Consider the following 13,034-nt stretch of genomic DNA (forward strand, 5'->3'; position numbering starts at 1 on the left):
CTCAAATCACTCCCAGGAGCAATGCGGTCAGGGTCATCAACACCGACGCAGCAAACAGAAACGGAATAGTGAAGCGCTGGTGATCGGCCAGTTCGATCTTGCACAGGCCCACCAGCAGGAAGGTCGCAGGCGTCAGCGGGCTGACCGGGAAACCGGTGGTGTGTACGCCCAGCAACGAGGCCTGGGCCACTTGCAGCGGGTCGACGCCCAGGGCTTTGCCGACCTCGGCGATCACCGGCATCACGCCGAAATAGTAGGAATCGGGGTCAAACAACATGCTCAACGGCATGGAAATAAAGCCCACCACCGCCGGGATCAACTTGCCGTGGCCGGCGGGAATCTGTGCGACCGCCACCTCGGCAATCGCCTTGAGCATGCCAGTGCCTTGCATGATGCCGGTGAACACGCCAGCGGCGAGCAGGATACTGGCCATGGTCAGGGCGGTTTTCGCATGGGCATCGATGCGCGCCCGTTGGGCATCCACATTCGGGTAGTTGATGCACAGCGCCACCACGGTGCCGAGCATAAACATCACCACCGGGTCGACCCAGCCGGCAATCATCACCACCATTACCAGCACGGTCAGCAACAGGTTGACCCAGAACAGCCGTGGGCGCCGTAGCTTGATGTCCTCGTCGCTGAGCACCCGTTGCGGTACCGCCTCCACCGAGGAACCGGCGCCCAGGCCCAGACGTTTTTCTTCACGACGGCCCAGCCACCAGGCGCAGGCAAACACGAAGACCAGGCCGACGATCTGCACCGGGATCAGCGGCTGGAACAGGTCGGCCACCGGCACATGCAAGGCCGCCGACGAGCGCAGCACCGGGCCGGTCCACGGCAGGAAATTGACCCCGGCGGCCATGGCGCAGACACACGCGAGGATACGTTTGTCGATGCCCAACCGCGTATACAGCGGCAGCATCGCCGGCACCGTCACCAGAAACGTCACAGCGCCGGAGCCGTCCAGGTGCACCAGCAGCGCGAGGGTCGCGGTGCCGACCACAATCCGCGTAGGACGCGTACCTACGGTGCGCAGGATGCGATCAATGATGGGGTCGAGCATGCCGGCGTCGGTCATGATCCCGAAAAACAGAATCGCGAACACAAACATGCCCACCACTGGGGCGACGTTCTTGATTCCGGTAATGATGAAGGCGCTGGTTTGCAGGCCGAAACCGCCGAGCAGTGCGGCGATGATCGGCAAGGCGATCAGCGCCACCAGTGGCGACAGGCGTTTGCTCATGACGGCAGCGAGCAGGCACAGGATGGTGATGACACCCAGGGTTGCGAGCATGGGTTACTCCAGAGCGGCCTTGGTGGCCGGTTATTGTTTTCCCTGGAGTATTGGAAGCAGGTTAGTCTTTGTAAATTGGAATATTCGGCCTGGCACGTTCGGAAAAACAAAATGAAGAACAGCATCCAACATATACAAGCCTTTTTAGCCGTAGCCCGTACCGGCAGTTTCACCAAGGCCGCCAACGAGTTGCACTTATCGCCCTCAGCCCTGACGGTGCAGGTGCAACAACTCGAAGACTGGCTTGGTGTCGCCCTGCTCGACCGCAGCCCTCGTCATGTGAGCATTACCGCCGCCGGCGAGGACGCACGCGGCCCCATGGAAAAACTGTTGCTGGACCTGGACAACATCGTCACTGGCTCGCGCGACCTCGCCGCCCTGCGCCGCGGCGTGGTCACCATCGCCGCACTGCCCTCGGTGTGCGCCGGCGCCCTGCCGCCGGCCTTGCGCCTGTTTCGCGAACGCTTTGCCGGCATCGAAGTACGTTTGCATGACCTGGTCGCCCATCGCATTCATGCACAGGTGCGCGAAGGCGTGGTGGACTTTGGCATTGGTGTGCGCGCACGGCTGAGCCACGGCCTGGTGTTTTTGCCGGTACTCAATGATCGGTTGTGTGCGTTTGTGCCACTGGGCCATCCCCTCGCCCACCATCGCCAACTGACCTTGGAGCAATTGGCGGACCAGCCGATCATCCTCACCGGGCGCGACAGCAGTGTGCGTGAGCAGGTGGACGCGTTGTTTGATCAGACACGGCTGACAATGAATGCCGGCATGGAAGCCAACTACATGTCGACGGTGCTGGCGTTGGTGCGCCAGGGGCTGGGCATCAGCGTGTTGCCGGAGTCGGCGGCGGACAGTTTGCAGGGGTTGAAGCGCATCAATATTGACCATCCCGGCGTGAACCGCGAGATCGGGTTGATCAGTCGCAGCGGGATGGGCCTCAGCCCGGCGGCGCAGCGTTGCTTTGAGCTGCTGAGTGATGAGCTGTCTGGCACAACATCGAACTGAAACTGGACACTATCAATGTGGGAGCCAGCTCCCACACAAGCCAGCTCCCACATTTTTGACCGCGTGAACTCAATCAAGCATCGCTACATGTTTTGGATGGCTCGCCACCCGCGCCAGCCACGCCTGCACACCCGGATAAGCGTCCAGCTCAAACCCACCCTCCTCGGCCACATGGGTATAGGCATACAACGCCACATCGGCGATGGAGAATTGATCGCCCACCAGATACGGGGTCAGTTGCAGTTGGCGCTCCATGACCTTGAGGGCCTTGTAGCCACCTTTGTGCAGCTTCTTGTATTCCTCAAGACGGTCTGCGGGCAAGCCCAGGTAAAACTGGATAAACCGCGCCACCGCAATATACGGTTCATGGCTGTACTGCTCGAAAAACTGCCACTGCAACACTTGCGTGCGCAGGCGTGGCTCGGACGGCAAAAATTCGCTGCCATCGGCCAGGAAGTTGAGAATCGCGTTGGACTCCCACAGGCAAGTGCCGTCTTCAAGTTCCAGCACCGGGATCTTGCCATTGGGGTTCTTGGCCAGGAACTCAGCAGTCTGGGTGTCGCCCTTGAGGATGTCGATATCGATCCATTGGTACGGGATGCCCAGCAGGTTGAGCATCAATTTGACCTTGTAGCAGTTGCCCGACTTGTAATCGCCATAAACCTTGTACATGGGGCTCCCCTTATGCCGCTTGCGCGTGCTGTGCTTGACGGACCACCGCGGCCAGGCGTTTGAGACCTTCGTCCAGACGGGCCGGGTCGATATGGCTGAAATTGAGGCGCAACGAACCCAAGTGTTGATCGGGCTCGGAAAAGAACGGTTCACCGGGCATGAACGCCACGTCCTGATCCAATGCTTGCGCCAACAAGGTGCGGGTGTCGAGGGGTTGTTTCAAGGTCAGCCAGAAGAATAATCCACCTTGAGGCACTTGCCAGTCGGCCAGGTCGCCAAAGTGGCGCTCCAGAGCCGACTGAAAGGCATCGCGACGTTCGCGGTAAAAGTCGCGTAACTGCGCCAGGTGTTGCTGGTATTTTTGCGTGCCGATCCACTGCATCGCTTGCCACTGGCCGATGCGGTTGGTGTGCAGGTCGGCCGATTGCTTGAGCTTGAGCAGGTGCGGGAACAAATCCTCGCTGGCGATCAGGTAACCGACGCGCAACCCCGGCAACAGGGTCTTGGAGACGGTGCCGGTGTAGATCCAGCTGGCTTTTTTCAACCGCCCGGCGATGGGCTGCGCACTGGCGCCGTCGAATGTCAGCTCGCGGTAGGGCTCGTCTTCGATCAGGGTTACGCCGAATTCATCGAGCAAGGCGGCCACGGCTGCGCGCTTGGTCTCGCTGTAGCGCACGGCCGAGGGGTTCTGGAAGGTCGGGATGAGGTAGATGAACGCCGGGCGATGGCGTTCGAGGCTGGCGCGCAGGGCAGCCAGGTTCGGGCCGTCGGCCTCCAGTTGCACGGTGAGGCAATCGGCGCCGAACAATTGGAAAATTTGCAGTGCAGCCAGGTAGGTCGGGCCTTCCAGCAAGACTTCAGTGCCCTTGTCGATGTACAGCTTGGCTGCCAGGTCGAGGGTTTGCTGGGAACCGCTGACCACCAGCACCTGACTGGCCTGGCACGGTAAGCCCAAGGCGCGGGCCTCGGCGGCGAGCAGTGCACGCAATTGCGGCTCGCCTTCGCTCATACCGTATTGGCCGATGTTCAGTGGCAGTTCATCCCAATTCAGTACCGGCAACATGGCTTCGGCGGGCAGGCCACCGGCGAACGACATCACTTGTGGGCGCTGGGCCGCCGCAAGAATTTCACGGATCAAGGAGCTTTTGAGGCGCGTAACACGTTCAGAGAAGGCCATAGGGTCACCGGTAGCGAAGTCGGGGGCAAATACGTCAAACTGGTTGACCGAAATTACGACGACTCGCGTGGATACGTCAATATGCTTGACCTTAAAAACCAGGGCAGCCAACAACAAGCCATGGAAGCCTTTTTCTTCGGCTACCAGGCTTTTACCGCCAAGGCCGACGAAATGCTCGAGCGCCGTGGCCTGAGCCGCGTGCATCAGCGCATCGTATTTTTTATCGCGCGCTACCCGGCCTTGAGCGTGAAGGAGTTGCTGGAATTGCTCGGGGTGAGCAAGCAGGCGTTGAACATGCCGCTGCGCCAATTGCAGGAAATGCACCTGGTTGACAGCGTTGCCTCCGAGGCCGACAAGCGCAAACGCCTGCTGGAACTGACGGAAGAAGGCCAGCGTTTTGAGCAGTCGTTGCGCCGCGAACAGGTGAAGCTGTTGCAGCGTGCGTTCAGTGAAGCCGGTGAAGACGCCGTGGCAGGCTGGCTAGCCGTGAACCAGGCCCTCGCCGGCCAACCTTAACCCTATGCCACAACAAGCCGAAGAAACGCCCGCGCATCCGCCTTTCATCCCCTTTCGCAAACAAAATAGAAAACATTATTTGCTTTATTTGTATACAAAAGCATAATTCGATTCGTGCGAGTTCCTGACCTATTGGTCAACAAAACCCGCCAGTACCTCAAAGCGCTGCTGCCCACCTCTGTGACCGGCGTTGGAAATAACAATAAAACTCTTGAGGAGTACTTGCTGTGGATAGCCAAAAAACCGAAGCCCCTACGCTGGACCTCGCCCCACCGCAAGGCGGCTGGCTGGAACGCCTGTTCAAACTGCGCTTGCATGGCACCACAGTGAGGACCGAGTTGATTGCCGGCCTCACCACCTTCATCACCATGGCCTATATCATCTTCGTCAACCCCAACATCATGGCCGACGCCGGTATCGATCACGGTGCGGCGTTCGTCGCCACCTGCATCGCCGCCGCGCTGGGCTGCCTGCTGATGGGGCTTTACGCCAACTGGCCGGTAGGTTTGGCACCGGGTATGGGCCTGAATGCGTTTTTCACCTACACCGTGGTCGGCACCATGGGCTACCACTGGGAAACCGCGCTGGGCGCAGTGTTTATTTCCGGCGTGCTGTTCATGGGCCTGACACTGTCGCGCGTGCGTGAATGGCTGCTCAACAGCATCCCTGTGAGCTTGCGTCATGCCATGGGCGCAGGCGTCGGTTTGTTCCTTGGGGTGATCGGCCTGAAGACCGCCGGTATCATCGTCGACAGCCCGGCCACCTTGATCAAGCTCGGTTCGCTGCACGAGCCTGCGCCCTTGCTGGCGGCCGTGTGCTTCCTGTTGATTGCGATCCTCAGCTATCACCGGGTATTCGGCGCGATCCTGATCAGCATCATCGCCGTGACCCTCGCCGGGTGGGGCCTGGGCCTGGTGCACTACAACGGTATTCTCTCAACCCCACCGAGCCTGGCGCCGACATGGATGGCCATGGACATAAAAGGTGTATTCAATGTAAGCATGATAAGCGTGGTATTTGCTTTTCTTTTTGTACACATGTTCGACACCGCGGGTACACTGATGGGCGTCGCGCAACGGGCCGGACTGGTCAACGCCGATGGCAAGATCGATAACCTGTCCCGTGCGCTGAAGGCCGACAGTGCCTCCAGCGTATTTGGCGCCATGGTCGGTGTGCCGCCGGTGACCAGCTATGTGGAAAGCGCGGCGGGTGTGGCCGCAGGTGGTCGCACCGGGCTGACCGCCGTAACCGTGGGCATCCTGTTCGTGGCCGCGATGTTTTTTGCGCCACTGGCGGGAATGATTCCGGCGTATGCCACCGCCGGCGCGCTGATTTACGTGGCGATGCTGATGATGGCGAGCATGGCCCATATCAACTGGGATGAGGCCACCGACAGCATTCCGGCGATTGTCACCGCGATCATGATGCCGTTGACCTTCTCGGTCGCCGACGGGATTGCCTTGGGCTTTATCACTTACGTGGCGCTCAAGGCAGGCACCGGCAAGTACCGTGAGATTTCTGTCAGCCTGTGGGTGCTGTGCGCGATCTTTATCGCCAAGTTCATCTTCCTGTAGTTCGGGAACGGCTGAAAAACCGCCTCACCTTCGGGTGGGGCTTTTGCATAGAGGGAGAAATGTAGATGAACCTGGATACCTGGCTGTTGTTCAGTGGTGCGGCACTGGTGGTGATCCTGATCCCCGGGCCGTTGTCGCTGTTGATGATCAGCAACAGCCTCAACTACGGCCTGCGCCGTTCGTACCCGGCGTTCCTGGGCGGAGTGTTTGCCTCGATCTGCCTGTTGAGCGCCTCGGCTCTGGGCCTGGGAGCATTGTTGCTGGCCTCCGAGCAGTTGTTCAGCGCCTTGAAAATCATCGGCGCACTGTACCTGTTCTATCTGGCCTGGCAGAGCTGGCAGCAATCTCGCCTGCCAACCCATGGCGCCGAGGTACCGCAGGCGCCGGCGGTGCCGCGTTTTCGCGCACTGTTCGGCCGGGCCTTTGTGCTGGGCGCCAGCAACCCCAAGGACATCCTGTTCTTCGCCGCCTTCCTGCCGCAGTTCCTCAGTAGCCAGCAGCCGTTTCTGCCGCAACTGCTGATCATGATCGCGACCTGGACCGTACTCGACTTGCTCTGCAAGCTGGCTTACGGCCTCGGCGCCCACGGTGCCGCGCGTTACCTGCGCAGCGGCGCGGGCCAGAGCTGGTTCAATCGCGTCAGTGCCACGCTATTTGGCGGGGCGGCAACCGCAGCGCTGCTCAAGGGTTAAACGGCGCGACTTTGGCAAAATACACACTGGCGGGCTCTCCATAACGAACTTGCCACTGAATGCCTGCAACGATCCGAACCAGACGGTTTTGTGTCATGGCTTGATCAATGGCGGCAAACTCCGCCGAGAATGGCGACTGCGAACCGATACGCTCGCGAAACCAAGCCTCGGAGAGCTGCGGGGCCACCCTGGAACGCAGGCTGACGTTGCGATTATCGACCCAATTATTCAGCACAAAGTAAACCGAACTCGAATGCGGATGGGTGCAGTAAAAGTCCCTCGTACTGGCCCCGCCATGCCGCCTTGGAATGCTCCTGACGGTGAATCCATATCTTTCGAGTATCTGCCTGACAGCTGTGTGAACAGCTCGCGAACGAAGTACGCCGTTGCCGCGGCTGCGCCTGAGCAACGAGGGATCAAGGTGTAAGGGCGGCGTGAAATCCAGCCGCGTGCCTCCCGGCGCTACCCCATCGATCCCTATGTTAATGGTGAGGGCACCCGGCTCGCCCGCAGGCCGTAGCATTCTCAGCAGATCGGGCAGGCGGTCCGGGTTTCCCGGGGCCGTCCAACGGTCGAGTGTCGCCCTGATATTGAGTAAGTGCGTGGCCGTCACCCTGGGGCCGGTGTCCGCCAACTCAGTGAGCCGGTCGGCGACAAACCGCCTGCTGCCCGGGGTCATAGCAGGAAACGCCCGCCCCACCGTGACGTCCAGGCGTTCATTAAACAGCACTTGATGGGGCGTCCACAGCCCATTGGCACCCAGGGTCGCCGGTATCGGCTGCTCAGCAGCAGCCACGCCCAGCCAGCGCTCTATATCCACGGATGCCCTGAACGAAACATCCTGGTTTCTCATTATAAAGACGATGCTCGAAGACGACGCGTTTGTACCCTGGGGCAACAACCGATAGTAATCAGGCCCTAGTCGCAAGAGATCAAAAGCCGCCGCACCCGGCGTTGCAGCCACCCGGTATATATTGCGGCCCAGGGGCGGTACTTCGATCAGTGCGTCACTGCGCCGAAAACCCCACGCCTGCCAGGCACTGGTGGGCACAGGCAACGCGCGCAAGTTCGCTTCCAGGCCCGTACGCGAAGGCGGTGACCAATCCGCTGCGCTCCTGGTGGGCGCCCAAGGTTGCCATACGCCTGAACTCGGCCCGGGCACCGGTGCATCGGCCCCTAACTGCCACTCGTGGGGCTGCTCGATGTTTAAAATCAGTTCATCTTGCCCTTCTCCCTGGCTCTTTTTCAGTCGCAGTCCCCATTCGTTCTCACGCTGATATACCGGGTAAATATCTTTACCCTCACGAATAAACTGCCGGCCATCTTTCGCGTACCGCCCTTTAGCGCCCGGCCCCGCCAATTCAATGGCCCCATCCAGTCCATCAGGGGACTGGAAGTGCTCCAGCAGGTGACGTGGCTTGATCGGTGACGGTTTCAGGCCTGCGCGGGTACCGAGCGTGACCCCTTGATGGCGATGCAAGCGGCCTAAAGCGACACGCGACACGCGCGCGCCTTTCGCGGAAGGGCCAAAGGATGTCAGCACGTCGAAGAACGCAAGCATCGTCAAGAACGCCACATCCACAGCATCATGGGCAGACCCGCTGTGATGATAGCGCCGCGCTGCAAGCAGCATTTCATACAGGCTGATGCCAACACCCAGTACCGGGACAAAGCCCAGCAGCCCGCGAATCGTCGCGTCGTGCTGCTCGCCCAAACGCTGCTCGCGGTATTGCTCCAGCGCCTGGGAAGACTGGGATTGGGCTTGGGTACGCCGTTGCAGATCGAACACCTTGGCGTGGGCCAACAACGCCATGGCATTGCCACAGGTGGTGGGCGCAGCCGCTAACCAATGTTCAGGCTGCGACTCGATTTGCTCCTTGATCAATGCCTCGATGCTTTCATTGTCCACCGCCGGTTTTTTGTGCGGGGCCAAAAAAAACTCCACAAGCATGGCAACAAAACGATATAGAACGGGTTGACCCGGCTCAAGCGAATGAGGCCTGCGGGGTTGCACCTCTAGGTCTTGACCGGGGTAGCCGGCCAGCGCCTGCGCCTCCCAGCCTGGCGCCACCTGGCGCGCCAACGCCTTCTGGTTTTCGGGGAGTGCGCCGATAAGATTCAACGCCTTTTCTGCTTCGTCCAGACTGGCATACGCAACAATCACCCGGCTTGCCGCAGCCATGGGCCAATACACCACACAGAGCTTTGATAACCTGTCATGAATGAACAATAAGCCAGCAATGTGCCGATCATGTTCTGGGGTTGCGTCCATCAGGCGCAGAACCGCCAACTCTACGTCGAACCCATCTTTTTTCAGGTCACTTGCCGACCCAGCGGCCATCGCCAGGGTAAACAGACGCTGCGCTTTATCACTCAAACCTTGCTGGACCGCAGAGTACAGCTGCATCTGAGCGCGTTGTCGCAAAGCCCTATAGACCAAAGCCTGTGAGAGCCCAGGAGACGTGGCCGGAGTAGACGTCGGCGGATAAAATGCCTTGAGGATCCGCTTGTCGTACTCGCCCCCAAGATCGAGCGATGACAGGGTGTTGATCAGGTAACGCACGCTCAAGCGCTCTTTCCAGGCGGGGTCCAGCCAGCGTGCGCGATTTAATCGCCAGCGGGTCCAGGGTGCCTTGGGGTCAAGGTTATGCAACGCTAATTGCAGCAGGCTGAAAGTGGTGCGCTGCGAGCTGACGACCTTTTTTGTATCGCGATCGCCCACTGCGCACTGACTCGACCAGCCACACAATTGGGAGCTGACATCATCGGGCAAATCTATCAGGGGTTTGTCGATATCCAGTCGCGGGTAAAACCCGTCCCGAGTCAATCGCGCAATCAAGCCATTACGGGCGAATGACTCCAAGTCCGGTAAATCCCGCCACAGTTTGTTCTCCACCGCAAAGGCATTCATCAGGTAACGGCGTAACAATCGTTTGTAGTGTCTTCGACTACCGGTTGAGGCAATGCCCAACCACGAGGGGAGTTTTTTCGCCTGAGTGGCTGCCATCTGCAACAGGTTGATATTGGCCAAGGCCAGTGTGCGAGCATCATTGGCGGGTACTTGCAGGCACTCGAACAACTCCTGGGCCAGTAACATTCGGCTCAACTGCGGATCGCTCACCTCACTGAACAACCGAACACCCCTGCCCACACGTTTGTTCAACGCCGCGTAACGTTGCATTAGCTTAATGAACAAGTCTTTGAGCATCGTGCGCTTGATGGCCTCATAACTCACTACCAATGGCGCATCCTTGGGCAACGCCTGGATCCAGCCCCGCGCAGCCACACGGTGATCACGCTCGATGCAGCGCCACAACACGGAGCCATCGCGGCTTTTCAGGCTGGCTTGAAGCCCCTTGGCGAACGCGTTCACGTTGTCAAAGGGCACAAGCCCGCCATACAGACCCGTCACGTATAACAATACTGAGTGTGGGCCACTCGGGTGAGCCAGGGCCTGGTGGGTGGTCACGAGCAGAGCCCCCAGCAGCGGGTACAACTGGCCGGACTCACTGCCGACCGTTACTTGCAATACACAGGTATCAGCAGCACTGTCGCCAGGCACCCAAGACTCACTCAATACCGTATTCAATCGCTCCAGATGCACGGAAGGCATCAGGTTCAACTGTTGCTGCATCTGGGCTTCCAGAAGCAAAGCCCGGCGCAGGGCAGTCCCCACCAATGAGCCGCGATTAGACGTGCCCAAAGGCTGTTCAAGCCAGAACGCCTTTTCAAACATGCGCTCGTGCGGGGCATGGGCCAATTGACTCACGGTGCTCACTTGTTCCTGCCATCGCTGATCGAGGTTCAAAAAGTCTTGATAGGGTGCAGTGCTTTTGCCCACATCCGTCGGATCCAGCAGGGCCATCAAGCCTTTTTCGTAACGTTTGAGTTGCGCTTCACGGGTCTTGAGGGCGAGGTCCGGCGTCAAACTTGCACACACAATCTCACCGCTGCGGCGCTGATGATCCCACTCCGGCAAGGCGTCCAGGCTGTTTCCCAGCAGGAGGCTGCATGCCAGCCGGCGACGGCCTTTTTCGATGAATTTGAGGAAGCGTTTCACCTCAGGAGCGTTGAATTGCCCCACACCTTGAACGCCCACAGCCGCAGGGTTGATTGACAATGCACAGGCCACCTCGTTATCCCACTGCGCCTCCAGCAGCTCGGTCGCACTGGCAAGCAACACGTCTTCCTGGTGTACACCCATAAGCTGAAGGGTAAACGCCTGAGGCGTAACACTGGGTGTGTTACACAGCTCATGCCAACGGCGCAGTGGCAAACACTGCCATAGCACCTGGCTCAAAGGGCCGTTGACCAGCGCAGGCAGATCACATTGCATTCGATACCAGGAACTGAACTCGTAAAACTCACGAATCAGACCCGGCAGATAAATCACATGGGGCGTGTCCCCCGCGATGTCATCACGATAAATATGCAAAGCGCCCGGCACAGGAACCAGCGCCCGATTTGTGCCAGGCCACGCCACCCTGCTCACTTGAATACTCGCCCAGTCGCCTGCCGCCCTGCGTCGCGCATCGGCACCCGGAATCTCCATGACTTTACGGACCATGGCAAAGCCGCGGTCCGAGAGCTGGTAAACGCGATGGGCCAGCAGTGCATGCTCGGCGAACAAGGATTTTCGTAACTGGACCCAACGCTGCTTGCGCGTCAGCCAGGAGCCATAGGCCAGTTGCTGCCAATAGTCTCGTTCAGCCTTCTCAACCTGACCGAGCAGCGCCAACCCCTTCACACGTACCAACGCATCCCAAGCGGTAAACGGCAACGTCCGTGCCGGTTCGTCCTTGATACGCAATGTAGTGAACTGGTTAATGTCCAGCGGCACATCCGGATCAATGAGAAGTGCCAAGCCTTTTTCGGTCAGGCTGTAGACCTTCTGGGGCAAAGGCGGCGGCCGGAACTCGGTGAACAACAGCGTATCGGGGTCCAGCGCAAAGGCCTTGCGTAATGCGCCCCGGATAATGCCCAAGACTCTCGGCGCATGCCCAATCAAGTCTTTTAAGAGTTTTACCGCCTCTCTGGCCCTGGCTTGGGCTTCGTACAGGCGATTGATTTCAAGACTGGGCTGCGTGACCGCGTTTAGCCGTCGGGTCAGGAGTGTGCGAATCGCCGCATCACGCTGCGCGTCCGAGGTTTGCGGGTCATCAAAATTAAGCGTTTGCGCCGCAGCAGCCTCAGCGGCCAACCAGGCGGTGGTGTCGGTACTCATGGCGGACTGTTCCATACAGAAAAGCCGAGCCTAGGTACCTCGACCGCCCCAGGTGCGTTACATACTTGGGCGGCCCGTGAGCCATTCAGAATAAAAAAAGCCCGCAGTGTGGGCGGGCAAAAAACCAACGAAGAGCTTTGGGGGTGTGAAGCGAGGTGACGACTCAGCTACCGCGATAGGTGGAGTAGCTGTAAGGCGAAATCAGTAAAGGCACATGGTAGTGATCCTGTTCGGCGCTGATGCCAAAACGCAGCACGACGACGTCGAGAAACGCCGGTTCCGGCAATTGCACACCACGGGCGCGGTAGTAGTCGCCGGCGCTGAATTGCAGTTGGTAAACACCGCTGCGGTAGTCGTCGCCTTGCAGCAGCGGCGCATCGCAACGGCCGTCGCTGTTGGTGGTGGCAGTAGCAACCCGTTCCAGCTGCGCGCCGTCGACGCGGTACAGCTCGACCTTGATATTGCTACCGGGGCAGCCGTGTGCGGCGTCCAAAACGTGTGTGGTCAAACGTCCCATGGCGTCTACGCGCCTCCTGAAGTCAGTAAAAGAGAAACCTGCACTTTTTCAGGGCATCGAAAAAGCCGGCGATGGCTGATTAAGACACTTTTTAAAAAAATTGTACACAATAAAAATCACAAAGCTTTGGATCTTCCCGTCGGTGTTGCTCGATGAGTCAATTCGTGAGTAAACCTTGCTTTTAAACGACCTTTTGTCCATTAACTGACCAGTCAGGCAAGTTTCTTGCTACAGCATATGAACCCGGCGATACAGAAAAAATGCAGAAATGTAGGCTTACAAAGTGACAGATAAGTTGTATACAATCACTCATCGCTGTGACGCCACCCAGTCTTTTCACTGCCCGGCCGCCACACACAC

The 13,034-nt window shown here is 59.0% G+C and carries 9 protein-coding genes; 4 read left to right on the plus strand and 5 right to left on the minus strand.

All coding sequences use genetic code 11. The features are described 5' to 3' along the window. Position 1: 1 nt before the first annotated feature. Positions 2-1,294: a CitMHS family transporter gene (locus tag GIW28_RS04575; protein WP_099548917.1), complete on the minus strand. Its 1,293-nt coding sequence runs from the start codon at positions 1,292-1,294 to the stop codon at positions 2-4. A 111-nt stretch (positions 1,295-1,405) separates the two neighbouring features. Between GIW28_RS04575 and GIW28_RS04580 the strand changes: the two genes are divergently transcribed. Further along, positions 1,406-2,302, plus strand: coding sequence for a LysR family transcriptional regulator (locus GIW28_RS04580; RefSeq protein WP_236446096.1), 897 nt, complete (start codon positions 1,406-1,408; stop codon positions 2,300-2,302). Positions 2,303-2,371: 69 nt separating this feature from the next. Here GIW28_RS04580 and GIW28_RS04585 read toward each other — a convergent pair whose 3' ends face one another. Beyond that, a complete protein-coding gene (locus GIW28_RS04585; protein ID WP_170037786.1) occupies positions 2,372-2,974 on the minus strand; it encodes a glutathione S-transferase family protein in 603 nt (200 codons plus the stop codon). A gap of 10 nt (positions 2,975-2,984) precedes the next feature. Continuing rightward, entirely contained in the window at positions 2,985-4,151 is a 1,167-nt protein-coding gene (locus GIW28_RS04590; protein ID WP_236446098.1) for an aminotransferase-like domain-containing protein, read from the minus strand. An 81-nt stretch (positions 4,152-4,232) separates the two neighbouring features. Here GIW28_RS04590 and GIW28_RS04595 point away from each other — a divergent pair, with 81 nt between their 5' ends. The 3 genes from GIW28_RS04595 to GIW28_RS04605 all read left to right on the plus strand — a co-directional run bounded on the left by GIW28_RS04595 (position 4,233) and on the right by GIW28_RS04605 (position 6,933). After that, on the plus strand, positions 4,233-4,667 hold the full coding sequence (locus tag GIW28_RS04595) for a MarR family winged helix-turn-helix transcriptional regulator (protein WP_236446100.1): 435 nt from the start codon (positions 4,233-4,235) through the stop codon (positions 4,665-4,667). A gap of 227 nt (positions 4,668-4,894) precedes the next feature. Beyond that, positions 4,895-6,241: an NCS2 family permease gene (locus GIW28_RS04600; RefSeq protein ID WP_017137842.1), complete on the plus strand. Its 1,347-nt coding sequence runs from the start codon at positions 4,895-4,897 to the stop codon at positions 6,239-6,241. Between the two features lie 65 nt (positions 6,242-6,306). Then, on the plus strand, positions 6,307-6,933 hold the full coding sequence (locus GIW28_RS04605; protein ID WP_099548913.1) for a LysE family translocator: 627 nt from the start codon (positions 6,307-6,309) through the stop codon (positions 6,931-6,933). Here GIW28_RS04605 and GIW28_RS04610 read toward each other — a convergent pair. After that, positions 6,923-12,157 (minus strand): dermonecrotic toxin domain-containing protein, encoded by a 5,235-nt coding sequence (locus GIW28_RS04610; protein ID WP_236458929.1) that lies wholly within the window; start codon positions 12,155-12,157, stop codon positions 6,923-6,925. The two genes, GIW28_RS04605 and GIW28_RS04610, sit on opposite strands and share 11 nt — an antisense overlap. Positions 12,158-12,320: 163 nt before the next feature. Further along, positions 12,321-12,674: a hydroxyisourate hydrolase gene (uraH, locus tag GIW28_RS04615; protein ID WP_017137845.1), complete on the minus strand. Its 354-nt coding sequence runs from the start codon at positions 12,672-12,674 to the stop codon at positions 12,321-12,323. Positions 12,675-13,034: the final 360 nt, after the last annotated feature.

This window comes from Pseudomonas sp. PA-5-4B (assembly GCF_021606215.1).
GTDB classification, from domain to species: Bacteria; Pseudomonadota; Gammaproteobacteria; order Pseudomonadales; family Pseudomonadaceae; genus Aquipseudomonas; species Aquipseudomonas edaphica.

Excerpts from the sequence above, each read along its gene's own strand:
- GIW28_RS04575 (WP_099548917.1), bottom strand. The coding sequence starts at position 1,294 with ATGCTCGCAACCCTGGGTGTCATCACCATCCTGTGCCTGCTCGCTGCC.
- GIW28_RS04580 (WP_236446096.1), top strand. The coding sequence starts at position 1,406 with ATGAAGAACAGCATCCAACATATACAAGCCTTTTTAGCCGTAGCCCGT.
- GIW28_RS04585 (WP_170037786.1), bottom strand. The coding sequence starts at position 2,974 with ATGTACAAGGTTTATGGCGATTACAAGTCGGGCAACTGCTACAAGGTC.
- GIW28_RS04590 (WP_236446098.1), bottom strand. The coding sequence starts at position 4,151 with ATGGCCTTCTCTGAACGTGTTACGCGCCTCAAAAGCTCCTTGATCCGT.
- GIW28_RS04595 (WP_236446100.1), top strand. The coding sequence starts at position 4,233 with ATGCTTGACCTTAAAAACCAGGGCAGCCAACAACAAGCCATGGAAGCC.
- GIW28_RS04605 (WP_099548913.1), top strand. The coding sequence starts at position 6,307 with ATGAACCTGGATACCTGGCTGTTGTTCAGTGGTGCGGCACTGGTGGTG.
- GIW28_RS04610 (WP_236458929.1), bottom strand. The coding sequence starts at position 12,157 with ATGAGTACCGACACCACCGCCTGGTTGGCCGCTGAGGCTGCTGCGGCG.
- uraH (WP_017137845.1), bottom strand. The coding sequence starts at position 12,674 with ATGGGACGTTTGACCACACACGTTTTGGACGCCGCACACGGCTGCCCC.